Source organism: Stenotrophomonas sp. YJH_SMC_120, from assembly GCF_059368675.1.
Genome location: NZ_JCAFRY010000022.1, coordinates 1 through 23,857 on the forward strand (window position 1 = coordinate 1; position 23,857 = coordinate 23,857).

Below are 23,857 nucleotides of genomic sequence, written 5' to 3' on the forward strand. Positions count from 1 at the left end.
CGAATACGCCTCCTCGGACCAGCGCAATTCCGTGCTGACCCAATGGCTGCACCACTACAACTGGCACCGCCCTCACATGGGGATCGGTGGCCAGCCACCTATTTCCAGAGTCCTGCTGAACAACGTGGTGGGTTTACACAGCTAGCCGTTGCCGGGATACGCAGCGATCCGCTGCACGGCCTGGGCCGCGCTCATCGGTCGCCACGTGTCCGCGTCGGGATGGAACGGCCGCGGATGTACGTCCAGCAGCGCCTGCAGCGGGCCATTGTCCGCAATCAGATCCTGCTGCAGGCGTGACACCGGACCACGCGCCCGCGGCAGCACCGCGGCCAGGCCCCGCAGTGCCGCGCCCGGCAACGGCAGCGCCAATGTCGGCTGTGCCAGGCTGGCGTGCACGCGGCGGAACATCGCGTGATAGGGCAGGCGCTCGCCACCGCCGATTTCCAGCACCCGTGCCGACGCTGCACCGGTGGCGATGCAGGCCACCACGGCGCGGGCGATATCGTCGGCATGCACCGGTTGGCGCAGGCCTCCCACCAGCGGAATCGGAAACAGGCGCAGACGCAGCGCACGCTGCACGATCGGGGTGATGCTGCGGTCGATGCCGGCCCCATAGATCAGGGTCGGCCGCAGGATCGTCCAGCCCATGCCAAGACGCTCGGCCTGCGCGATCAGGCCCGCTTCGCCCCGCTGCAGCATCGCCACGACGTCCTGCTCGTCGGCCTGCTCGGAATTCTGCTTGCTCAGCACGCTCATCGAACTGGTGGCGATGACCTGCCGCGCGGGGGCCGCCGTCTGCCGCGACAACCACTGCGCCAATGCTTCAAGGGGGCCGAAGCTGGCAATCGCCTGCCAGTCCGGAGACGGCACGCTGTCCAGCGCAGCTGCCAGGTCCCCGCACAGCCACTGCACGCCGTCCTGTGCCGGTTGCGGTTGCCGGCTCACCGCCTGTACCCGCCCATGCGCCTGCACCAGGCGCGGCAGCAGGAACCGGCCGATCTGGCTGGTGGCTCCGGAAACAAGGACGGTCATCGGCACTCCGTGGGGATGTTGCGAGGGGTGGCTACTATAGCGGTCCCTCCGGCAGCGGCGGGCTCAGGGCGACGACACCCCGATGTCGCGCAGGCGCTGCCGCAACTGCTGGTACTCGCTGCTGGAAGTGCCGACGCCAAGCTCGCCCGCCTGCTGGAGCGCACGTTCGGCAAAGGCGACATCTCCGTTGCCCAATCGTTCGCTGCCAATCGCAATCCAACGCTGCGCGAGGCGCTGGCGGGCCGCAGGCAGGCCGCCAGCGGTGGGAGACAACGTCTGCCAGGCCTGCAGGCAGGCACCTGCAGCCTGCACCCGGTTCTGCCGGAGGTTGTCGTCGAAACAACGGCGACTGGCAGGCAGCAGGCGCGCGGCCGCGGCCTTCACCCGTGAATCGCGCGGTGCCAGCGCCTGTGCTTCGCGAAGGGCATCGAATGCGCTGTGCCCCGGCGGGCTGATCCATTGGCCTGCGCGCTCGGCGCGTTCGATCCGGCGCAGGTGATCGCGCAGCTCGCGTTCACGCTGCGCGTTGCTCACTGCGGGCTGCTGCAGTGCCTCCCGGGCCTGCCGTGCACGCTGCAGGCGCTGCACCAGTTGCTGTCGTGCCGCCTGCGAAGCGCCCAGTGCTTCGGCCAGCACGGCATCACGCTGCGCCGCCTCGAACTGGAAATCGTCGGCCTGGATCTGGCTTCGCGCCAGCACCTCCTGCAGCACCTGCTCGCGGCCCCGCTGGGCAGTGGGATCGTCCGGCGCCACCGCCAGCACGGCCAGGAACCCCTTTGCGGCACGTTCCAGCTGCTGTCGCTGAAGTGCGCGCTGTGCCTGCCGCAAGCGCTCGTCGACCGCCCGTGCCAGGGCCTCCTGGCTGGCGGGAAGATCGGCGTGGCCTGCATCGAACAGGCGCGCGCGCTGCAACGTCGCAGCGGCTTCAGCCAGTTCCCCGCGTCCGGCCAGGGCGCGCGCGTGCTGCAGCAGATCGCTCAGTGCATCCTCGCGCCCTTCCAGAGCGGGCAGGTTGTCCGGCTGCAGTGCCAGGATGCGCTGGAACAGCGGCAACGCACTGCTGTCGCCATCGTCCAGCCGGCCGGCCGCGAACGCATTGCGGGCCTGGGCCAGCAACGCGCCGATACCGGCGCCGGCGCTACGCCGCGCCTGCAGTTGGCGGGCCACGGCGTCGGCGTCGCCCTGCGGCACCTGCAGCTCGCGGGCCAGCGCCAGTGACTGCGCGCTGCCCTCGAGATCGTCGCCCTGCAGCTTGTCGCGGGCCTGCTGCAGTGCTACCGCGGCGGTTCGTGCAAGGCCCTGGCGCGCCTGCGGCCGATCGCCATCCAGTGCCAGCACCGCCTGGTAGCGCTCCCGCGCACCACTGCCGTCGGCCACACTCAGCCGGCCGGCGGCGAGCGCGCGATCGCCTTCGACCAGCAGCTGTTCGATCTGCGGCTCGTCCCAGAACCAGTCGGCCAGCGGCTTGCGCAGCAGCACCAGCAGCACGAACACCGCCAGCGCCGCGACCAGCGCCCATCGCCAGACCCGCCGCGCATGACGTGCCTGCAGCCACCACCAGCGGCCTTCGCGGCGGACGCGATCCAGCGCAGGGTGTTCAGCGCCATGCGGGCGATGCGGGGGCTCGCGTTCCATGCGTGCAGGGTAGCCGGGGCGGCGTGAAGCTCAGCCGAGGCGACGCGCCTCGCTCACGCCCGGCAGCGCGTCCAGCTTGCCCAGCAGGTTCGACAACTGGTCGTAGTCGCTGACCTTCAGCCTCAGGCGCAGATGGGCACGGCCACTGTTGCGCACGTTGTCACTGTGGATGTCGAGCACGTAGGCGTCTTCCTGGGCGATCAGGTTGGTGATGTCCTTCAGCAGCCAGCGGCGGTCGACCGCATTGACCACCACGTCCACCTCGTAGCCGCCCCCGGCCTGGCCCCATTCCACCGGCAGGATGCGCTGCGGGCTGGTGGCCGCCAGCCGGGCCAGCGCGGCACAGTCTGCCCGGTGCACGGTGACACCACGGCTACGGGTGAGGTAGCCGACGATCGGTTCGCCGGCCACAGGCTGGCAGCAGCGCGCCAGCTGCACCAGCAGATTGCCCACGCCCTGCACCGTGAACTTGGACTTGCCCAGGTTCTCGCGGCGGGCGGTCGGGCGCGGAAGCGCCGGCGCAGGGGCCGGCTGGCTGGCCGCGCGCTCTGCCTCCAGCAGCGTACGGCTGACCTGGTTCGGGCCGGTGTCGCCCAGCGCCACCTGGATGTAGAGGTCGTCAACGCTGTCGGCATGGAACTTCTTCGCCGCCACCGCCAGATCCGAATGCTGCAGCCCCAGACGCTTCAGCTCGCGCTCGAGCAGTTCGCGCCCGGCCTGCACGTTGCGCGCGCGGTCCAGCTTGTGGAACCAGCTGCGCACCTTTTCGCGCGAGCGGTTGCTGGCCAGGAAGCCCAGCGCGGGCATCAGCCAGTCGCGGCGGGGGTCGGCCTCCTTGCCGGTGAGGATCTCGACACGGTCGCCGCTGCGCAGGCGATAGGTCAGCGGCACGATGCGGCCATTGACCTTGGCGCCACGGCAGCGGTGGCCCACCATCGTATGTACCTGGTAGGCGAAATCGAGCGGCGTGGCCCCCTGGGGCAGGTCCAGCACCTCGTCCTTCGGGCTGAGCGCATAGACCCGGTCCTCGGTCAGCTCGGCGTCGAGTGCCCCGGCCAGTTCATTGCCCTGCCCGTCCTGCGCCTGCTCCAGCAGCTGGCGCATCCAGGTGATCTTGCGATCGAACGACTTTTCCGCGCCCTTGCCGCCTTCCTTGTACTTCCAGTGCGCGGCCACGCCCAGCTCGGCCTGGGAATGCATCTCGTGGGTGCGGATCTGCACTTCGATCGTGCGCCCTTCCGGGCCGACCACGGCGGTGTGCAGCGAACGGTAGTCGTTGGCCTTCGGGCGTGCGATGTAATCGTCGAACTCGCTCGGCACCGGGGCCCACAGCGCATGCACCACACCCAGCGCGGCGTAGCAGGCGGCGACGTCGTCGACCATCACCCGCACCGCGCGGATGTCGTACAGCTGGTCGAACGCCAGCCGCTTCTTCTGCATCTTCCGCCAGATGCTGTAGATGTGCTTGGGGCGGCCACTCACTTCGGCATGGATGCCCTGTGCGGCCAGCTCGCGCGACAGCTGCTTCTTCACGTTCTGCACGTAGCGCTCGCGCGCCACGCGGGTTTCGTCCACTTCGCGCGCGATGCGGCGGTAGGTTTCCGGCTCCAGGTGGCGGAACGCCAGGTCCTCCAGCTCCCACTTCAGCTGCCAGATGCCCAACCGGTTGGCCAGCGGCGCGTGTATGTCGCGGGTCAGCTGCGCCAGCGCCCGGCGCTGCTCGTCGTCCAGCTTGTCGGCAGCGCGCATTCTCGCCAGCTGCCGGGCCAGCAGGATCGGCACCACGCGCAGGTCGCGGATGATCGCCAGCAGCAGGCGGCGCAGGCCCTCGCTGTTGCGCCCGGCCTCGCGGCCAGCATGCAGCGCCCAGACCGGATCGGCGGCGTCCTGGCCGTCGAGCAGGCCGATCACCGCCGCCTTGTGGTTGCCCAGCGGCAGCTGGTCCAGGCTGGCGCGCAGGCCGGGCAGGTCGAACAAGAGCGCGGCAACCACCGCGCCTTCGTCGGCCGAGAGCATCGACAGTGCATCGAGGGTATCGCCCAGCACCGACCAGCTGGCGCGCATCTGGTGGTCGCACTCCGGTGCTTCCCAGTGTTCGCGCAGGGCCTGGCGCAGCGGAGCGGGCAGCACCGCGGCGGAGGGACGGTTCAACAAGGCATCCAGGCCGGGGACAGAAGCGCGGTTCACAGCATCGAGCAGGCAAGACAGAGGTTCCTACACTAGCGCCGGCGCCGTTCAGGGACAATCACCGCAGCCACCATCACCCGGCATGAAGACATGCCGCTACACTCGCCGGCAAACCCAGGAGAGTTCCGCCATGCCCTCGATCGCCCCACGTTTCCGTCCACGGCTGCTGGCCTGCGCCGCACTGCTGCTGTCCCTGTCGGCACCTGCGCTGGCCCAGCGCGTGGTGGACGGTGACCTGCAGCAGCAGATGTCGCCGACCGAATTCAAGGCGGCCGGCCTGGACAAGCTGAGCGCGCAGGAACTGGCCACGCTCAACCGCTGGCTGCAGGGCAAGGTTGAAGCGGCGACGACCCAGGCTGTGGCAGCGGTACGCGAAGAAGCCCGCGAACAGGGCCGCCAGGAAGTGATCGTGAAGAACCGCGGGTTCTTCGATTTCGGCAGCAGCGAGCCGATCACCGGCGTGCTGCAGGGCGAGTTCCGTGGCTTCGGCAAGGGCCGCGTCTACGTGCTGGACAACGGCCAGGAATGGGAGCAGACCGACAGCACCAGCGTGGTCGGCGTGCGCAAGCAATCGCCCAAGGTCAGCATCAAGCCCGGCGTGATGGGCGTGTGGTACATGAAGGTGGAAGGCGTGAACAGCCAGCCCAAGGTGCGCCGCTCCAAGTAGTGGATCCACGCCACGCGTGGATGACCTCCCACCGTACCCCGCCGGTCATCGTCCGGCGGGGTCGGGTTGGGGGTTACGAGGCCTGGCGCAGTGCCGTCACCCGCTGCGCCAGCTTCTTCGCCGAAATGCCGGTACGTGCCCCCAGCTCCTGCGCGAACAGTGACACCCGCAGCTCTTCCAGATCCCAGCGCAGCGCCTGCCATTGCGGGCGATCGCGCAGGCCCTGCTGCTCTGCCGTTTCCAGCGCTTCCAGGAACGGATGCAGTTCCAGCATGCGTGCCTGGTCGCGTGGCGGATCACGCTTGGCGCGTTCGGTGCGCAGGATCATCGCCTTCAGGTAGCGCGGATACTGCGCCAGCGCGTCGGCCGGCGTATCGCGCAGGAAGCCGGGGTGGATCAGCCCGGACAGCTGCGCTTCCATGTCGTCCAGGTTGCCGCGCGCCCAACCCATCAACGGTGCTTCCAGCATCGGCTTCAGTTCCGCCACCAGCGCCAGGATGGTTTCGGCCAGTTTCAGCCGCGACATGGCCTCGCCGAACAGGGCCTTGGCCGCATGCTCACGGCGCTGTTCGAAGGCCGCCGCATCGCGGATGTCTTCCAGGCCCTCCGCCAACACCGCGTTCATCGCCGCATCCACCAGGTCTCCGCGCAGGCGCTCCTGCGACTCGATCGCCGCATACAACAGGCCGGTCTTGGCGCCCACCGGCAGCTGCTTGCGCGCCTGCTTGACCTTCTCGGCCAGGGCGATCTCCAGCAGCCGGCGCACGCCCAGCGGGTGAGCCTCCTGTGCCTGCTGCCGATCGGCGAAGATGCGCAGCGCCACGCTGTCACCCTCGTCCAGCAATGCCGGATAGGCCGGAACGCCGGCTTCACCGGGCACCTGCAGCGGTATCGGCGTGGCCGGGAACGTGCGCAGGCCATCGGCCGCCATCTCGCGGCCAGCGCGTGCAGCGAACGCATCGCCGGCACGATCGCCGAATTTCGCGCGCAGTGCGTCCAGATCACGCGAAGTGGCCAGCACCTTGCCCTGCTCGTCGCGCAGCCGCAGGTTCATGTGCAGGTGCGGCTCGATCGAACCGGGCTCGAAATCGAGCGCGGTCACAGTGGCACCGGTTGCACGTGACAGGAAACGTGCCAGTTCGCCGGTGATGGCATCGGCGCTGGGCTGCGGGAACGCCTCGTAGAACGCGCGGCCGAAGTCCGGCGCCGGCACGTAGTTGCGGCGCGTTGCCTTGGGCAGGCTGCGGATCAGTGCCGAGGCCTTGTCGGCGACGAAGCCCGGCGCCAGCCAGCCCAGCTGCACCGGGTCCAGTGCATTGAGCAGGTGCAGCGGCACGTCCAGGGTCACGCCGTCATCGTCGGCACCCGGCTCGAAGCGGTAGTGCAGCGGCAACCGCGCCTGGCCCAGCGCCAGGTATTTCGGGTAGCGCTCCTGCTCACTGCCCTCTCCGGGCAGCAAGTCTGCGAGCGACCAGTGCAGGGTCTTGCGCTGTTCCGGCACCAGCCCCTTCCACCAGGCATCCAGGCCCGCCGCCGAATGGATCTGCGGCGGCACCCGGTCCAGGTACCAGCGCGCCTGCCAGTCCTCGTCGGCGACGATGCCGGCACGGCGCAGCTTGGCTTCCTCCTCGCGGGCGACCTCCAGCACTTTCTGGTTGTCGGCCACGAAACTGGCGCGGGTGTTGATCTCGCCGGTCACCAGTGCCTGGCGCACGAAGATGTCATGTGCCTCGCCCGGCTCGATGCGGCCGTAATGCACCGGCTTCTTCGGCGCCAGCACCAGGCCGAACAGGCTGATCTGCTCGGAGGCCAGCACCTGTCCCTGCGCTCGCGACCAGTGCGGATCGAAGTGCTTGCGCAGCAGCAGGTGCGGCAGCTCGGCAATCACCCAGTCCGGTTCGATCGCGGCCAGGGTCATGCCCCACACCTTCTGCGTATCCAGCAGGTTGGCCACCAGCAGCCACGGCGGCGGCCGCTTGGACAGCGCCGACCCCGGGAACGGCAGGAACCGGCGCTGGCGTGGTGCCTGGAAATCGCCCTTCTCGGTGCGGTGGCCGATCTGCGTCGGCAGGCCCGCCACCAGCGCCCGGTGCAGGGTCTGGTAGGCGGCGGCGCGCACGCGTTCGCTGAAACCGCCGCCAACCGGCGCCTGTTCCTTCTGCGCGCGCACGGCCACCGGCGCCGGTGCGGCCTCCGCCTTGCCTTCGCGGGCCAGGCGCGCGGCGCGGTGCAGCTGGCCCCGGGTGGCTTTCACCGCCGCCGCGTCGTCACGCGCCGGTGCCGGCGCACTGCTGCCGGCCAGCAACGGCGCCATCGACGCCTCGCTGGCCTCCTCCTTCCAGCCCAGTTCCTCGCACAGCAGCCGCAGCTGGCGATGCAGCTCGCGCCACTCGCGCATGCGCAGGAAGCCGAGGAAATGACGTCCGCACCAGTCGCGCAGCTTGGACTGGGTCAGGTCTTCATGGGCCTGCCGGTAGGCATCCCACAGGCGCAGCACGCCAACGAACTCGGAGCGGCCATCGGCGAACTGCGCGTGCGCGCTGTCGGCCGCACCACGCGCTTCGGGTGGGCGTTCGCGCGGGTCCTGGATGCCCAGGAACGAGGCGATCACCAGCATCGGCCGCAGGCAGCCTGCAGCCTGCGCGGCCACCAGCATGCGCGCAAGCTTCACGTCCACCGGCAGGCGTGCCATCTGCTTGCCGATGGTGGTCATGCGCCGCTCGGCATCGATCGCGCCCAGTTCGGTCAGTTGCTGCCAGCCATCGGCCACCGCACGCTCGTCCGGCGCTTCCAGGAACGGGAAATCCTCGATGCGGCCCAGGCCCAGCTGCAGCATGCGCAGGATCACCCCGGCCAGGCTGGAGCGGCGGATCTCTGGATCGGTGAATTCGGGCCGCGCCTGGAAATCGGCTTCGGCGTACAGGCGGTAACAGATACCTTCGGCGATACGTCCGCAGCGACCTTTGCGCTGGTTGGCGCTGGCCTGCGAGATCGGCTCGATGTGCAGGCGGTCCAGCTTGTTGCGCGGGCTGTAGCGCTTGACGCGGGCGAAACCCGGATCGACCACGTAACGGATGCGCGGCACCGTCAGCGAGGTTTCGGCCACGTTGGTGGCCAGCACGATACGCCGGTTCGGCCCGGGGTTGAACACGCGGTCCTGGTCTTGGTTGGACAGCCGCGCGTACAACGGCAGCACCTCGGTATTGCGGTACTTGCGCCGTTCCAGCGACTGGTGCGCATCGCGGATCTCGCGCTCGCCCGGCAGGAAGATCAGCACGTCGCCGCGCGCATCCAGGCGGGTGATCTCGTCGATGGCCGACACGATGGCGTCGTTGACGGTGCGTTCGCCCTGGTCTTCGCCCTCGCCTTCCAGCGCGCGGTAGCGCACTTCCACCGGATAGGTACGGCCTTCGACGCTGATCACCGGCGCATTGTCGAAATGCTGGGCGAAGCGTTCGGTGTCGATGGTGGCCGAGGTGACGATCAGCTTCAGGTCCGGGCGCTTGCGCAGCAGCTGCTTCAGGTAGCCCAGCAGGAAATCGATGTTGAGGCTGCGTTCGTGCGCCTCGTCGACGATGATCGTGTCGTAGTTCGACAGCCAGCGGTCACTGGCGATCTCCGCCAGCAGGATGCCGTCGGTCATGAACTTGATGCGGCTGTCTTCGCTGACCTTGTCATTGAAGCGCACCTGGTAGCCGACCAGCTGGCCCAGTTCACTCTGCAGTTCCTGTGCGACACGGCTGGCCACCGCACGTGCGGCAATCCGTCGCGGCTGGGTGCAGCCGATCATGCCGGCCTGGCCACGGCCGGCGGCCAGGCACAGTTTCGGCAGTTGGGTGGTCTTGCCCGAGCCGGTTTCACCGGCGATCACCACCACCTGGTGTTCGCGGATCAGCCCGATGATGGCGTCGGCTTCACGCGCAATCGGCAGCTGCGGGTCCAGAGTAATGGACGGCTGCTGTTGCGCCCGCACCTGCCGGCGCTGCACCGACGCCTGCAAGGCCTGCTCGAAGGTGGCGGCCAGTGCCGCATCCTGTGGCTTGGCCTGGCAACGCGAGAGCATCCCCAGCAAACGGCCCCGGTCGCGGCTCATGGCGCCGTCGATGGCGGCACGCTGTTGGCGCAGGCGGGGCGATGGATTTTTATCGATAGAGTTCATCAATCGGTTCGTTCAAAACTTTGAAAGCGACCAGTCATCACGACCGGTTTATTGTGAAGGCCAACGATTCCACAAGGAGGAACCCCATGGCGAAGACCAAGAGCACGACCAAGGCCAAAACCGGCAAGCAGAAGCTTGCTGCGGCGGCACCGTCGGCACCGAACATCGATATCGGGATCACCCAGGGCGACCGCAAGAAGATCGCCGACGGTCTGTCGCGCTTCCAGGCCGATGCGTTCACGCTCTACCTGAAGACGCACAACTTCCACTGGAACGTGACCGGGTCGATGTTCAACTCGCTGCACACCATGTTCGAGACGCAGTACACCGAGCAGTGGGCGGCACTGGACGACGTGGCCGAGCGCATCCGCGCGCTGGGCTTCAATGCCCCGGGCTCCTACCGGGAATTCGCTGCGCTGACCTCGATCGCCGAGGAACCGGGCCTGACCGACAGTGCGGACTGGCGTGAAATGGTACGCCAGTTGGTGGTCGCCAACGAAGCAGTCTGCCGTACGGCACGTGAAGTGCTGGAGGTGGCGGCCAAGGGGGACGACGCCCCGACCGAGGATCTGATGACCCAGCGGCTGCAGACACACGAGAAGTACGCCTGGATGCTGCGTTCCCTGCTCCAGTAAGGGTTGGGGGTATTCGGCAGGGCTGCGCCCTGCACCCGCAGAGGCCTTAAATCAACGGCCAGAGCCAGAGCAGAAGCTGGTTTCCTGAGGGTTGGCGGGGTGGATCCGGTGGCAGGGGACGCCGTAAACCCGTCCTTGGGGGCTTGGCCGCGGCATCCATGCCGCGGACACCCCTGCCACCGGCCCCACCCCGCCTTCGACAGATTTCCGCGATCTGCCAGGGCATTGCCTGGGGCCAGATCCGTTTTTCCGCAGGAAAACGGATCTGACCCCATTTTGATTGTCGATATCTGACAGATTTCATCCACGCATGGCGTGGATGGCCCCACCGTCAACCGGAAGCTGTCGGGGGCGGATCGGTGTGGGCTTGCAGGACCGTTGGCGCCATGGATGGCGCCATCGAGCCCCCAAGGACGGGTTTACGGCGTGTCCTGCAAGCCCACACCGCCCCGCCCAACCAGCAGACACGCCAGAGCCGGCTGTTGCCTTTGACGTTGCTCTGGCTTGTAGCAGGTGCAGGGCGCAGCCCTACCGACTCCCCCGCCGGGGTAAACTAGCCGGATGGCTTCCCGTCCCGCGCACGACCTGCTCCAACGCGTCTTTGGTTACGACGATTTCCGTGGTCCGCAGCAGGACATCGTGGAGCATGTGGCTGCCGGTCATGATGCCCTGGTGCTGATGCCCACCGGCGGTGGCAAGTCGCTGTGCTACCAGGTCCCGGCCCTGCTGCGTGACGGATGTGGCATCGTCATCTCGCCGCTGATCGCGCTGATGCAGGACCAGGTCGAAGCCCTGCGCCAGCTCGGCGTGCGTGCCGAGTACCTGAATTCAACCCTGGATGCCGAGACCGCCGGCCGCGTCGAGCGCGAACTGCTCGCGGGTGAGCTGGACATGCTCTATGTCGCTCCCGAGCGGCTGCTGACCGGCCGCTTCCTGTCGCTGTTGTCGCGCAGCCAGATCGCCCTGTTCGCCATCGACGAAGCCCACTGCGTGTCGCAGTGGGGCCACGACTTCCGCCCGGAATACCGCCAGCTGACCGTACTGCACGAGCGCTGGCCGCAGATTCCGCGGATCGCGCTCACCGCCACCGCCGACCCGCCGACCCAGCGCGAGATCGCCGAGCGCCTCGACCTGCAGGAAGCACGCCACTTCGTCAGCTCCTTCGACCGCCCCAACATCCGCTACACCGTGGTGCAGAAGGACAACGCGCGCAAGCAGCTGACCGATTTCCTGCGCGGCCACCGTGGCGAGGCCGGCATCGTCTACTGCATGTCGCGGCGCAAGGTCGAGGAGACCGCTGAATTCCTCTGCGGCCAGGGCTTCAACGCCCTGGCCTACCACGCCGGCCTGCCGCCGGAAGTGCGCGCGAACAACCAGCGCCGCTTCCTGCGCGAGGACGGCATCGTCATGTGCGCCACCATTGCCTTCGGCATGGGCATCGACAAGCCGGACGTGCGCTTCGTGGCGCATACCGACCTGCCCAAGTCGATGGAAGGCTACTACCAGGAAACCGGCCGCGCTGGTCGTGATGGCGAAGCTGCCGAGGCCTGGCTGTGCTACGGCCTGGGCGACGTGGTACTGCTCAAGCAGATGATCGAACAATCCGAGGCCGGCGAAGAACGCAAGCAGCTGGAGCGGGGCAAGCTCGATCACCTGCTGGGCTACTGCGAATCCATGCAGTGCCGCCGCCAGGTGCTGCTGGCCGGTTTCGGCGAGACCTATCCCCAGCCGTGCGGCAACTGCGACAACTGCCTGACGCCGCCGGCCTCGTGGGACGCGACCATTCCGGCGCAGAAGGCACTGAGCTGTGTCTACCGCACCGGCCAGCGCTTCGGCGTCGGCCACCTGATCGACGTCCTGCGTGGCAGCGAGAACGAGAAAGTGAAGCAGCAGGGCCACGACAAGCTCAGCACCTACGCCATCGGCCGCGATCTGGATGCGCGCACCTGGCGCAGTGTGTTCCGCCAGCTGGTCGCCGCCAGCCTGCTGGAAGTGGACAGCGAGGGCCACGGTGGCCTGCGCCTGACCGATGCCAGCCGTGACGTGCTGACCGGCCGCCGCCAGATCAGCATGCGCCGCGACCCGGCCAGCAGCACCAGCGGACGCGAGCGCAGTGCGCAGCGCACCGGCTTGTCGGTACTGCCGCAGGACCTGGCACTGTTCAACGCCCTGCGCGGCCTGCGTGCCGAACTGGCGCGCGAACAGAACGTGCCTGCCTTCGTGATCTTCCACGACAGCACCCTGCGCAACATCGCCGAGCAGCGCCCGACCAGCCTGGATGAACTGGCCCGGGTCGGCGGCATCGGCGGCACCAAGCTGAGCCGCTACGGCCCGCGCCTGGTCGAGATCGTGCGCGAAGAAGGGTAACGCCGGGCTCCCTGTAGCGCCGAGCCCACGCTCGGCTGCCGTGGCCGCAGAAGCAGCCGAGCGCGGGTTCGGCTCTACATTGGTGCAGGTCCAACCTTGAACCGGCCATTCAGCCGGAAGTGCATCCACGGCCGCTTGCGGCTAGATTAGCGCCATGTCCCTCGCCTCGACCCTGCTCCGTGTCGTGCTCATGCTCAGCCTGCTGCTCAACGGGCTGAACGCGGCCATGGCCAGCGGTCACGAGGAAATGGGCCGGATGGCCCACGCGGCAGCCGCCCTTGAAGGCGGCAATGCCGACTGCCACCACCACGCCGCCATGCAGGCCGATCAGGCCCCGCAGGCCAAGGCCCCCGCCCACGACGCCCACTGCCAGATCAAGGACTGCGTGCGCAGCTGCGCCCAGCACCCGCTGCTGGTGGTGCAGGCGTTGCCGTTCATGGCCGGCCCGGCGTTGTCGCTGGCACCGCAGCCGATGCCGGCCACCGGCCGCCCGTCGCCGCCGCTGCCGCCGATCTCACGCCCTCCCATCGGCTGATTCCACACGCACTGTGCGCCCTGCGCACCGGAGCCGGCGGCCTGCCGGCGTCTTTCCGTGTCTGGAGTCTCCACCATGAATACCCGCAATCTCCCCGGTCCGGGCGCTGTGCCCATGCCGTCGCGCCGCCTGTTCGTGCAGGGCCTGGCCGCCGGTGGCGTGGTCGCCGGCATCGCCGCTGTCGGCGTGCCGCAACGCGCGCTCGCCGCCGCCACTGCCGCCCCACGGCTGGCCGGTGCCCCCGCCGTGCTCAGCGATACCCGCATCGAACTGGCCATCGGCGAATCGCTGGCCAATTTCACCGGCCGCACCCGCCCGGCGATCACCGTCAACGGCTCGTTGCCGGCCCCGATCCTGCGCTGGCGCGAAGGCCAGACCGTGGACCTGTTCGTGCGCAACACGCTGGAACGCCACCCGACCTCCATCCACTGGCACGGCATCCTGCTGCCGGCCAACATGGACGGCGTGCCGGGCCTGAGCTTCAACGGCATCGGCCCCGGCGAAACCTACCACTACCACTTCCAGCTGAAGCAGTCGGGCACCTACTGGTACCACAGCCACTCGATGTTCCAGGAACAGGCCGGCCTGTACGGCGCGCTGATCATCGACCCGGCCGAACCGGCGCCGTACCACCACGACCGCGAGCACGTAATCATGCTGTCCGACTGGACCGAAATGGATCCGGGCGCGCTGTTCCGGCGCATGAAGAAGCTCGCCGAGCACGACAACTACTACAAGCGCACCCTGCCCGACTTCCTGCGCGACGCGAAACGCGACGGTTGGTCCGCGGCGCTGTCCGACCGTGGCATGTGGGGCCGGATGCGGATGACGCCCACCGATATCTCCGATATCAACGCGCATACCTACACCTACCTGATGAACGGCACCGCCCCGGCCGGCAACTGGACCGGCCTGTTCCGCAGTGGCGAAAAGGTGCTGCTGCGCTTCATCAACGGCGGGTCGATGACCTACTTCGACGTGCGCATCCCCGGTTTGAAGATGACCGTGGTGGCCGCTGACGGCCAGTACATCCACCCGGTCAGCATCGACGAATTCCGCATCGCTCCCGCCGAAACCTACGACGTGCTGGTCGAACCCACCGGCCAGGATGCGTTCACCATTTTCTGCCAGGACATGGGTCGCACCGGCTACGCCGCCGGCACGCTGGCGGTACGCCACGGGCTGCAGGCACCGATTCCCGCGCGAGACCCACGCCCGTTGCTGACGATGAGCGACATGGGGCACGACATGGGCAGTGGTGGCCATGGTGGCCATGGTGGCCACGACATGGCCGCGATGAAGGGCACGGAAGGTAGCTGCGGCGCCAGCATGGGCCACGGTGCGCACGGCGGCGGCGGTACCGCCAGCAAGGTACCGAAGCATCCGGCCAGCGAGCGCAACAACCCGCTGGTGGACATGCAGAGTTCGGCCACCGAGCCGAAGCTGGACGACCCTGGCATCGGCCTGCGCGGCAACGGCCGCCAGGTGCTGACCTACGGCGCGATGCGCAGCCTGTTCGAAGACCCGGATGGCCGCGAGCCGAGCCGCGAGATCGAGCTGCACCTGACCGGCCACATGGAGAAGTTCTCCTGGTCGTTCGATGGCGTCCCGTTCGCCAGCGCCGAGCCGCTGCGGCTGAACTACGGCGAGCGCATGCGCATCGTGCTGGTCAACGACACCATGATGCAGCACCCGATCCACCTGCACGGCGTGTGGAGCGATCTGGAAAACGCGCAAGGTGAGTTCCAGGTCCGCAAGCACACCATCGACATGCCGCCGGGCACCCGCCGCAGCTATCGCGTGCGCGCCGATGCACTCGGCCGCTGGGCCTACCACTGCCATCTGCTGTACCACATGGAAGCGGGCATGATGCGTGAAGTGAGGATCGAAGAATGAGCCGCTCACCGCTTTCCCCCAGCCTGCTGGCCCTGGGCCTGGCCGCCGCGTTGCCGGTGTTCGCGCAGTCGCACGCCGGCCATGACATGGGCGCGATGAACGCGCCTGCGAGGAGCGCGAAGACCCCGGCCGAACCGGTCGATCACTCAAAGATGGATCATTCGGAGATGGACATGGGTGCGGCGGATCAGGCCGGCATGGACCACTCCACGATGGACCACTCGAAGATGGACCATGGCACGATGCAGCCAGCGGCGATGGACCATTCGCAGATGGACCACGGGGCGATGGGCCACGGCACGCCTGCACCCACCGAACCGCGCGAACCGATCCCGGTCCCGACCGATGCCGACCGCGCCGCCGCCTTCCCGCCGATCGCGCATGGCGCGATGGAACACGCGCCGGAGATCAACAGCCTGCTGCTGATCGACCGGCTTGAGCATTGGGATGGCAAGAGCAGCAACGGCCAGGCATGGGAAGCCACCGGCTGGGTCGGCGGCAACATCAACCGCCTGTGGCTGCGCACCGATGGCGAACGCAGCCGCGGCCGCACCGAATCGTCGTCACTGGAAGCACTGTATGGCCGCAGCGTGTCGCCGTGGTGGGACGTGCTGGTCGGCGTGCGCCAGGACTTCCGCCCGTCCGACTCGCGCACATGGGCGGCCATCGGCATCCAGGGTCTGGCGCCGTACAAGTTCGAAAGCTCGGCCACGCTGTACATGGGCTCCGGCGGCCAGGTGCTGGCCAAGGCCGAGGTCGAGTACGACGTGCTGTTGACCAACCGATTGATCGTGCAGCCGCTGCTGGAAGCTACCGTTGCGGCCAAGGACGAGCAGGAGCACGGCATCGGCCGTGGCCTGAACAAGGTAGAGGCCGGCCTGCGCCTGCGCTACGAGTTCAGCCGTCGCTTCGCGCCTTACATCGGCATCAGTCACGAACGCAGTTTTGGCGACACCGCCGACTATGCCGGTGACCATGCGCGCGACACGCGCTGGGTGGCCGGCGTGCGCATGTGGTTCTGAGCAGCGGATCGTGAGCAATGGCCAGCCCCGGCAGCCGCCGGGGCCGGCTACACTGGGCCACGTTCCAATGCAGGCACCGCCATGTCGTTGCAGATCCGCCGCGCCACCCTTGCTGATGTCGACGCGCTGTCGGCGATCGCCATCGCCACGTACAACGAAACCTGGGGCGATTCCTATCCGCCGCAGGAGCTGCACGATTTCCTGCAGGCGCACTACAGCAGCGAACCGCAGCGCATCGAACTGTCCGACCCACGCAGTGCCATCTGGCTGTTGCTGGACGGTGACGCCGTGGTCGGCTACCTGGCCGCCGGTGCCAACACCTTGCCGCACACGGATGCATGCGAGGGTGACATCGAACTGAAGCGGTTCTACATCCTGGCCGGACACCAGAACGGCGGACATGGTGCACGCATGATGGACGCATTCATGGCATGGCTGGACCAGCCGCAGCGCCGCACCCTGTGGGTGGGCGTGTGGGAACAGAATTTCGGCGCACAGCGCTTCTACGCGCGCTATGGCTGCAGCAAGGTTGGCGAGTACGACTTCATCGTCGGTGACACGCGCGACCGCGAGTTCATCCTGCGGCGGCCGTGACCATGCGCGCCCTGTAGAGTCGAGCCATGCTCGACTATTGGCAGCAACAGCCAGTCGGGCATGGCTCGACTCTACACGTTAGAAATCGAACAACTCCGACAGGAAGCTGTCCTTCTTCTTTTTCCTGTAGCCGTGTCCGCGGTTGTCCTCGTAGCGCTGGCCGAGGTGGCGGGTGTCACGATGCATCACCGGCGGCGGCGCGGGCGCCGGCTGAGCCTGCACGGGCGCAGGCGGCGACACGGCCGCACCGGAACCCGCGCGCTCGATGATCTTGTCCAGCTCGCCACGATCCAGCCACACACCGCGGCAACTCGGGCAGTAATCAATCTCGATGCCATGGCGTTCGGCCATCTGCAGCGTCTGGGTCTTGCACACGGGGCACAGCATCGGCATTGCTCCTGTCGGTCTGGTTTCGACTGTACCTGCACCGCGATGACTGTGCGGCAACGCGTGACCGATGGCACAGGGACTTCCGGCGCGTGTCCACATGCATACCACGTGGCACGCTGCGTCCTTGTTCCGCAGGGAATGCGTACATGACCGTGTTGTCCCGCCTGCCCACCACCGCACGCCTGTTGCTGGTGCTGCTGGGCGTCGGCCTTGGCCTGAACCTTCGCGATATCGCCACGGCCATCGGCACACCGATTCCCGCACTGCCCATCCCCTATGGCGGCAGCCTGTTGGACAACGCGCTGGCGGTACTGGTGGCACTGCTGCTGGCCGCGTTGCTGCGGCCCCGTGGCATGAGCCTGCTGGCCAGCCTCGGGCTGCGCACAAACGGCTGGAGCGGTCCAATGTGGGTGTTGCTGGCCAGCCTGCCCTGCTGGCTCGGCCTGGCGCTGCTCGGCACGCCGAACACCGCGCTGACCGCCTTGGATGCCACCATGCTGGCGGTGCTGTTCCCGCTGGCCGAGGAAGTGCTCTTCCGCGGCCTGGGCTTCGTGCTGCTGGTGAAGATCGTGCGCGGCCCCTGGCCATGGCTTGCACTGCCGCAGGCGCTGTTGTTCGGCATGGTGCACTGGTTCGGCTTCGGCGGGTTCGACGGTGGCGGCATCGCGCTGTTCGTCGGCGCGGTGATCGGCCTGGGCGGCTTCATCTTCGCCTGGCTCGACCACCTTGACGGCAACACGCTCTGGTGCGGCCTGGTCCTGCATGTTTCGATGAACCTGGCCTGGAATGTGTTCAGCCTCGATGACGCCCTCGCATTGGGCTGGCAGGCCACCAGCCTGCGCATCGGCACCGCCCTGCTCGCGGTCGCGGTGCTGGCCTGGCACGTGCGGCTCCGGCGCCAGAGAAGCCTGTAACGCCCGCTTAGCTTGCCGTGCACGTCGGGATCACTACCGGCTTGCGCATACTTGCGCGCCTTTTCACCGTTGCTGTCCGGAGTTGTCGCGTCATGTTGCTGTCCAAGCGCCACGTTGAACCCCGCGTCCTGCTCATCGAGGACGCCGAGGAAACCCGCGAACTGAGCCGGCTGGCGCTGGAAAGCCAGGCCTGCCACGTAGTGGGCGTGAGCTCTGCCGAAGCGGCGCTGGGCCTGCTGGCCGCCGGTGAGCGTTTCGACCTGCTGTTCACCGACGTGAATCTGGGAGCGATCAGTGGCATTGAAGCCGCCAACCGGGTCCGCGGCCTCTATCCCCAGCTGCCGATCCTGGTGACGTCGGGTATGGACCAGCACCAGGTGCTGCCGCAGCTGCGCGACGGCATCCATTTCCTGCCCAAGCCGTACAACATGAGCGAGCTGCTCGACGCCATCCGGCTGTGCTTCCGGCACGCCGATGTGGGCGTGTTGACCGGGCCGGATGCACAGGCGGCCTGAGGCATTCATCAACCGCTGCTGTACGGTCCGGTACCCGGGAACACCTTCAGCAGTGCGCGGGTGATCATGTCCGGGTAGACGGTGAAGTGATCCTCGTCATCGATCACCATGTTCTCCACCTTCAACGATCGCCCGCTGCTGCGCAGCTGCTCGGCGAATTCGGCGTTGTGGCGCAGCATGTCGTTGCGGGTGAAGTAGCGCGGTTCGGGCTTGACCGTTTCAAAGCTGCCCACCGACAGCACCACCGTGGTGGGCTGCGCCGGCGCCTTGGCTTCGGCCTGCATGCGCGGCACCCGATGGTCGTCGAACCACAACGATGGGCTGGACAGGATGTAGGTGCGGAACATGTCCGGGCGCGTGGTCAGCACATAGGCGCCGAACAGGCCACCATAGGAATGACCCGCATAGGCACGCCGCGCCGGATCGGTGCGGTAGCGCGCATCGATCATCGGCAGTACCTGCCCAGCGAGGAAATCGCGGTAGTGCGCCGCGCCGCCGTAGCTGACATCATCGCTGTAATCACGCGGATCGGTACGCGCCGGGTCGCTGGGCGTGTAATCGCGCGAGCGGCTCTGCTTGGAGGTCAGGCCTTCCTGCGGCGGCAGCCCGACCAGGATGAAATCCTCGATGTTGACGCCCTTCTGCCCGACCATGTTGCGCACGCTGCGCACCAGCGGGAAGCTGTACAGCGCATCGGTCACGTACAGCACCGGGTAGTGCTTTTCCGGACGCGCCGCATAGTCGGCCGGCAGCGCCACCCAGACCGGATAATCGCGGCCGACAGGGTCGTGCACGCGCAGCGCTTCGGTGTCCGGCAGCACCACACCCGGCGTGGCAGTCGGCGCACTGTCCTTCGCTTCACTCTGCACTGCGGGCGGCGCGACCGACATCGCACAGCCACTCACGGCCAGGCAGGCCGCCACACTCCATCCACGCACACGCTGCATCCACACGCTCCCGTTGCGGGCGGCGCACCCGATGGCGCCGCTGCCGCATCGTTGCATGGTGTGCAGCCGGGTACCAGTGCGGTCAGGGCGAGGCCGGCGGCGGCGCCGGGAACAGCGTGCGCAGCGCCTGCAATGCGGCCGGGTGATAGATCGTGGCGTGGGTTTCCTCCGGCAGCGGCAGGTACTTCACCAGCGCAGATGGCGATGATTGCTCCAGCAGCGTTGCCAGCTGTGCGGCAGAGGCTGCCAGCTCCGGCTGCCCACTGCTGGCCAGGAACACGCGCGGCCGTGTGCGCGTCACCGCCGGCAGCTGTCTGGCCGCCCCGGCCAGCATTGCACCACGGTTCCACCACAGGCTGGGGTCCAGCGCGATATAGCTGTTGAACAGCGTCGGCTCCTGCAGCAGCGTCTCGACCACGAACAGGCCGGCCAGCGACTCGCCGATCAGCGCGCGCTCGTCGGTGATCGGGTAGCGCTTGCGTACCTGCGGCATCAGTTCATCGCGCAGGAACGCGCGGTAGGCCGCCGAGCCACCGATGCGCGGCGCGATCTTCTGGTCCTGCGGGTCCTTGCTGGGGCCGGTCATGTCGCGGCGGCGCTCGGTGTTCTCGATGCCAATCAGCAGGAACGGACGCATGCTGCCGTTGCCGCTGAGCACCTGCACCAGCCCGGCCACATGCAGGAAGTCCTCGCCGATGCCGCCGTCGGGCATGTAGAGCACCGGTAGCGGTGCCTTCGGGTCCAGCCCCCACGGCTGCGGGCGGTAGACGTTGATACGACGGGTCTCGCCCAGCGCCTTCGACTCGACGGTGAAGGTCTCGCCGATGACCAGCGGCGTGGCGGCGGCGGGCGACGCGGATTCGGCGGCCATCAGCGGCGCGGCGGAGACGACGGACAACAACAGCGACAGCACGATCAGACGCATGGGACGGCCCATCCTGGGAAAGATGCCGAGCATAGACCGCCGGAGGCACTGTCGTTCGCGGCACTTTGCCGATCTGCCGGAACTGGAGCACCATGGAGCCGGTGATGGTCATGCAACGGGCACCTTGGCTCACGGACTGGTCGCCGCCACGCTCATATCCACAAGGAGGTTCCCATGTTGAGTGTATTGATCGCCACCACCCTTGCCGCCGCCTCACCGCAGTCCAGCAGCACTCCGCCAGCATCCGCAGCGTATGCGGACTGCCTGCTCGCCCACCTCCAACCGGGATTGTCCGACCACGCGATCCCGCTGCTGCAGCAGGCCTGCGTCGCGAAGTATCCGGAGAGCTACGTCGCATATTCAGAACTGGAACGCCGGATCAGCGCGCAGCGCCGGGCTGACTTTGACGCGGCTCAAGCGGAAGCCGTGCGTTCCGCGAATGCGGCAGCGACGGCCGCACAGCAAGCTGCCGACGCGGCGGCCGCAAAAGCCAAGGGAATGCGGGCGAAGTAGAGGCCACGGACGAGGGCAACAAAAAAGGCACCGCATTACGGTGCCTTTCTGAATGACCTGGGTCATTGGATGCAATGGTGGGCCGTGAAGGATTCGAACCTTCGACCAAAAGATTAAAAGTCTTCTGCTCTACCGACTGAGCTAACGGCCCATTGCACTGCCCCAGCCTTTCGGCGGGGTGGGCATTCTACCCTACTTTGCCGGGCCGGGTGAAACCCTGGTGCGTCGAGGTTGCCGGCCAGCGGCCGGCACTACCCGATCTGGTGAGCCCGCTTAAACCTTCTGGGCCTCACGCGCATCCCAGCTGTGATTCCTGCCCGGAGCCACGGATGCGCCTGCCCTTCTGCCTCATTGCCGCCCTGTTGCTGCCCTGTACGGCACTGTCCGCCCCATCCCAGGTCGCCACCGACGACATCGGCCGCTTCTGGGCCACCTATGACGCGGTGCGCGCCGAGCCGGACGTTGAACGCCAGGTCGCACTGGTGCAGGAGCGCTACATCGATCCAGGCAGCCCTGGCCTGCATGCGCTGATGCAGGTCCGCAACTACACCGCCCGCGAATACGCCGAGGCCATGCGTGCGTGGCCGCGCTTCTGGACGTCGGTACGCCCATTGACCACCAACGCGCAGCAGGCCAGCGCCACACTGGAACGGGACCTGGCCGCCTTCCGCACGCTCTACCCCGCCCTGCGCCCGGCCACCATCACCTATGCCGTGGGCGTGCTTCGCACCGGTGGCACCACGCTGGGTGACAAGGTACTGATCGGTGCGGAGATGGCGCTGGGCGATGAGCGCGTGGACGTGAGCGAGCTGCCGGAGCCGATGCGCAGCCGCCTGCGGATCTTCTACGACAGCCGTCCGGGGGCGAACAACGCGCAGAACAACCTGCACGAGTATGTGCATACCCAGCAGCGCGAAACTACCGGCAGCCTGGCGCAGTACGCGGTGCGCGAAGGCGTGGCGGAGTATGTGGCCGAACGGCTGAGCGGGCGTCGGCCAGCGTTGCCGCTGTACAGCTACGGGCCCGCGCACGAAGCGGAAATCCGCGCGCGTTTCGTCGCTGAAATGGACGGCGGGGATCTGGACAACTGGCTGTACAACAGCGCCGGTAATCCGTTCGGGGTAAGTGATGTGGGGTACTACGCCGGCTACCGCATCGCGCAGGAGTACATGCGCCAGCAAGCCGACGAGAAAGCCGGTGTCGCGCGGATGATCGAGCTGAACTATGCCGATCCGAAGGCGGTGCGGGCGTTTATTGAAGCGTCGGGGTGGCTGCGGCAACGGTAGCGCCGGGCCATGCCTGGCGGGTCAGGGAGTGCGAACCAAGGTTCGCACCCACCGAGGAGCAGTTCGCCCCCACCATCTGGGAATTCACACCCATCAGGGAAGCCGGCCAGCGGCCGGCACTACCAGGGGCGATCAGGCGTACAGCGTCGGGTCGGGCACGCCGGCTTCGGCGAAGCCCTGCGCGCGCAGGCGGCAGGCGTCACAGTGGCCGCAGGCGGCGCCGTTGGCGTCGGCGTTGTAACAGGACACGGTCAGGCCGAAGTCCACGCCCAGGCGCACGCCTTCGCTGACGATCTGGCCCTTGCTGAGGAACTGCAGTGGGGCATGCACCCTGATGCCCGCACCTTCCACGCCCGACTTGGTGGCCAGGTTGGCCAGCGCCTGGAACGCGGCCACGAACTCGGGGCGGCAGTCCGGATAGCCGGAATAATCCACGGCGTTGACGCCGCAGAAGATGTCGTTGGCGCCGAGCACTTCGGCCCAGCCGAGGGCCAGCGACAGCATGATGGTGTTGCGCGCCGGTACGTAGGTGACCGGAATGCCGGCACCGCCGGCCTCGGGCACGTCGATGTCATCGGTGAGCGCCGAGCCACCGATGCTGCGCAGGTCCACGTCCACGGTCTTGTGCGCGACCACGCCCTGGGCCTTGGCCACGCGGGCGGCGGCATCCAGTTCGGAGGTATGGCGCTGGCCATAGCGCACGCTCAGGGCATGCACGGCAAAGCCCTGTTCCTGGGCCATGGCGATGACGGCGGCTGAATCCATGCCGCCGGAGAGAAGCACGACTGCCTTCTTCATGGGTAAAACATCCGGTTGGGAGGGGAAAGCCAGCACGCTGTCCCGCGCCGGAGCTACATCAGGGAACGCCGCGCGGGCTCATCGGCCCGGCTCGTCGTTCCACAGGATTTTATGCAACTGCATCTGGAAGCGCACCGGCAGGCGGTCTTCGACGATCCAGTCGGCCAGCTGCCGCGCGGTGACCTCGCCCTTGCTGGGCGAGAAGAACACGGTGCAGCGCTTCACCAGCTCGTGCTCGGCGACCAGGGCCTTGGCCCAGTCGTAGTCCTCGCGGCTGCAGATGACGAACTTGATCTGGTCGCGTGCGGTCAGCAGCGGCAGGTTTTCCCAGCGGTTGCGCGCCACTTCGGCCGAACCGGGGGTCTTGATGTCGACCACACGCGATACGCGCGAATCGACCGCGCTGACGTCCAGCGCGCCGGAGGTTTCCAGCGAGACGTCCATGCCGGCGTCGCACAGCTTCTGCAGCAGCACCAGGCAGCGTTTCTGCGCCAGCGGCTCGCCGCCGGTCACGCAGACGTGGCGCACGCCCTGGGCCAGCACCTCGGCCACGATGTCGTCGATGTCCCACCAGGTGCCGCCATGGAAGGCATAGGCCGTATCGCAGTACTGGCAGCGCAGCGGGCAGCCGGTCAGGCGCACGAACACGGTCGGCCAGCCGGCGGTATCGGCTTCGCCCTGCAGCGAGGTGAAGATCTCGGTGATCTTCAGGCGCGGCAGCGGCGACTGCACGATGTCGCTGGGGGTGGCGACGGCGTTGGACGGAGTAGCGGCGGTCATGGCAAACAATTCTTCATGGGACGGGCGACCGATTTATCGGCGCCGGAAACGAAAGCAGCC

General features: G+C 67.7%; 21 protein-coding genes and 1 tRNA gene. 12 read left to right on the forward strand and 10 right to left on the reverse strand.

Going from position 1 to position 23,857, the window contains the following annotated elements:
* Positions 1-145 (forward strand): integrase core domain-containing protein (locus AC5P60_RS18585; RefSeq protein WP_143565881.1); only part of this gene is annotated, 145 nt, incomplete at its 5' end.
* Here the strand turns inward: AC5P60_RS18585 and AC5P60_RS18590 are convergent.
* The 3 genes from AC5P60_RS18590 to AC5P60_RS18600 all read right to left on the reverse strand — a co-directional run bounded on the left by AC5P60_RS18590 (position 142) and on the right by AC5P60_RS18600 (position 4,854).
* Positions 142-1,032 (reverse strand): SDR family oxidoreductase, encoded by an 891-nt coding sequence (locus tag AC5P60_RS18590; protein WP_483693842.1) that lies wholly within the window; start codon positions 1,030-1,032, stop codon positions 142-144. The two genes, AC5P60_RS18585 and AC5P60_RS18590, sit on opposite strands and share 4 nt — an antisense overlap.
* Before the next feature lie 63 nt (positions 1,033-1,095).
* Entirely contained in the window at positions 1,096-2,667 is a 1,572-nt protein-coding gene (locus tag AC5P60_RS18595; protein ID WP_483693843.1) for a hypothetical protein, read from the reverse strand.
* Between the two features lie 30 nt (positions 2,668-2,697).
* Positions 2,698-4,854, reverse strand: a complete 2,157-nt coding sequence (locus AC5P60_RS18600; protein ID WP_043035705.1) for a bifunctional (p)ppGpp synthetase/guanosine-3',5'-bis(diphosphate) 3'-pyrophosphohydrolase — start codon at positions 4,852-4,854, stop codon at positions 2,698-2,700.
* Positions 4,855-4,984: 130 nt separating this feature from the next.
* Between AC5P60_RS18600 and AC5P60_RS18605 the strand changes: the two genes are divergently transcribed.
* Positions 4,985-5,521 carry a hypothetical protein gene (locus AC5P60_RS18605; protein WP_005410728.1) on the forward strand — a complete coding sequence of 179 codons (537 nt, stop codon included), beginning with the start codon at positions 4,985-4,987 and terminating at the stop codon, positions 5,519-5,521.
* Between the two features lie 73 nt (positions 5,522-5,594).
* On the opposite strand, the gene hrpA is transcribed toward AC5P60_RS18605, so the two are convergent.
* Positions 5,595-9,680, reverse strand: a complete 4,086-nt coding sequence (hrpA, locus tag AC5P60_RS18610; RefSeq protein ID WP_495201798.1) for an ATP-dependent RNA helicase HrpA — start codon at positions 9,678-9,680, stop codon at positions 5,595-5,597.
* 86 nt (positions 9,681-9,766) lie between these two features.
* Here hrpA and AC5P60_RS18615 point away from each other — a divergent pair, with 86 nt between their 5' ends.
* The 6 genes from AC5P60_RS18615 (at position 9,767) to AC5P60_RS18640 (ending at position 16,729) form a co-directional block, all read left to right on the forward strand.
* The gene (locus AC5P60_RS18615; protein WP_005410730.1) at positions 9,767-10,315 is read left to right on the forward strand and encodes a Dps family protein; all 549 of its coding nucleotides are present in this window, start codon (positions 9,767-9,769) and stop codon (positions 10,313-10,315) included.
* Between the two features lie 561 nt (positions 10,316-10,876).
* Positions 10,877-12,682: a DNA helicase RecQ gene (gene recQ / locus AC5P60_RS18620; RefSeq protein ID WP_049454762.1), complete on the forward strand. Its 1,806-nt coding sequence runs from the start codon at positions 10,877-10,879 to the stop codon at positions 12,680-12,682.
* Positions 12,683-12,836: 154 nt separating this feature from the next.
* Positions 12,837-13,217 (forward strand): CopL family metal-binding regulatory protein, encoded by a 381-nt coding sequence (locus AC5P60_RS18625; RefSeq protein ID WP_049396260.1) that lies wholly within the window; start codon positions 12,837-12,839, stop codon positions 13,215-13,217.
* Positions 13,218-13,292: 75 nt separating this feature from the next.
* Positions 13,293-15,113: a copper resistance system multicopper oxidase gene (locus AC5P60_RS18630; protein WP_495201799.1), complete on the forward strand. Its 1,821-nt coding sequence runs from the start codon at positions 13,293-13,295 to the stop codon at positions 15,111-15,113.
* Positions 15,110-16,135 carry a copper resistance protein B gene (locus AC5P60_RS18635; RefSeq protein WP_483693846.1) on the forward strand — a complete coding sequence of 342 codons (1,026 nt, stop codon included), beginning with the start codon at positions 15,110-15,112 and terminating at the stop codon, positions 16,133-16,135. Before AC5P60_RS18630 ends, AC5P60_RS18635 begins: the two co-directional genes overlap by 4 nt.
* Before the next feature lie 81 nt (positions 16,136-16,216).
* Positions 16,217-16,729, forward strand: a complete 513-nt coding sequence (locus tag AC5P60_RS18640) for a GNAT family N-acetyltransferase (protein ID WP_483693847.1) — start codon at positions 16,217-16,219, stop codon at positions 16,727-16,729.
* Between the two features lie 78 nt (positions 16,730-16,807).
* Here AC5P60_RS18640 and AC5P60_RS18645 read toward each other — a convergent pair whose 3' ends face one another.
* On the reverse strand, positions 16,808-17,116 hold the full coding sequence (locus AC5P60_RS18645) for a TFIIB-type zinc ribbon-containing protein (RefSeq protein ID WP_024958169.1): 309 nt from the start codon (positions 17,114-17,116) through the stop codon (positions 16,808-16,810).
* Between the two features lie 149 nt (positions 17,117-17,265).
* On the opposite strand from AC5P60_RS18645, the gene AC5P60_RS18650 reads away from it, so the two are divergent.
* Together AC5P60_RS18650 and AC5P60_RS18655 are read left to right on the forward strand one after the other, a co-directional pair.
* Positions 17,266-18,033: a CPBP family glutamic-type intramembrane protease gene (locus tag AC5P60_RS18650; RefSeq protein ID WP_111172790.1), complete on the forward strand. Its 768-nt coding sequence runs from the start codon at positions 17,266-17,268 to the stop codon at positions 18,031-18,033.
* Between the two features lie 92 nt (positions 18,034-18,125).
* Positions 18,126-18,548 (forward strand): response regulator, encoded by a 423-nt coding sequence (locus AC5P60_RS18655; RefSeq protein ID WP_005414268.1) that lies wholly within the window; start codon positions 18,126-18,128, stop codon positions 18,546-18,548.
* 8 nt (positions 18,549-18,556) lie between these two features.
* Here the strand turns inward: AC5P60_RS18655 and AC5P60_RS18660 are convergent, their stop codons facing one another.
* Positions 18,557-19,495 carry an alpha/beta hydrolase gene (locus tag AC5P60_RS18660; protein ID WP_266192773.1) on the reverse strand — a complete coding sequence of 313 codons (939 nt, stop codon included), beginning with the start codon at positions 19,493-19,495 and terminating at the stop codon, positions 18,557-18,559.
* 82 nt (positions 19,496-19,577) lie between these two features.
* Positions 19,578-20,420, reverse strand: coding sequence for an alpha/beta hydrolase (locus AC5P60_RS18665; RefSeq protein ID WP_033832976.1), 843 nt, complete (start codon positions 20,418-20,420; stop codon positions 19,578-19,580).
* Positions 20,421-20,594: 174 nt separating this feature from the next.
* Here AC5P60_RS18665 and AC5P60_RS18670 point away from each other — a divergent pair, with 174 nt between their 5' ends.
* Complete coding sequence (locus tag AC5P60_RS18670; protein ID WP_005410743.1) at positions 20,595-20,933, forward strand: hypothetical protein; 339 nt, start codon at positions 20,595-20,597, stop codon at positions 20,931-20,933.
* 75 nt (positions 20,934-21,008) lie between these two features.
* On the opposite strand, the gene AC5P60_RS18675 is transcribed toward AC5P60_RS18670, so the two are convergent.
* Positions 21,009-21,084, reverse strand: a tRNA-Lys gene (locus tag AC5P60_RS18675).
* A gap of 178 nt (positions 21,085-21,262) precedes the next feature.
* On the opposite strand from AC5P60_RS18675, the gene AC5P60_RS18680 reads away from it, so the two are divergent.
* Complete coding sequence (locus tag AC5P60_RS18680; RefSeq protein WP_049404671.1) at positions 21,263-22,219, forward strand: DUF2268 domain-containing putative Zn-dependent protease; 957 nt, start codon at positions 21,263-21,265, stop codon at positions 22,217-22,219.
* 132 nt (positions 22,220-22,351) lie between these two features.
* On the opposite strand, the gene queC is transcribed toward AC5P60_RS18680, so the two are convergent.
* Together queC and queE are read right to left on the reverse strand one after the other, a co-directional pair.
* Positions 22,352-23,017, reverse strand: coding sequence for a 7-cyano-7-deazaguanine synthase QueC (gene queC / locus AC5P60_RS18685; RefSeq protein WP_049404669.1), 666 nt, complete (start codon positions 23,015-23,017; stop codon positions 22,352-22,354).
* 78 nt (positions 23,018-23,095) lie between these two features.
* Positions 23,096-23,797 carry a 7-carboxy-7-deazaguanine synthase QueE gene (queE, locus tag AC5P60_RS18690; RefSeq protein WP_231522010.1) on the reverse strand — a complete coding sequence of 234 codons (702 nt, stop codon included), beginning with the start codon at positions 23,795-23,797 and terminating at the stop codon, positions 23,096-23,098.
* Positions 23,798-23,857 lie beyond the last annotated feature (60 nt).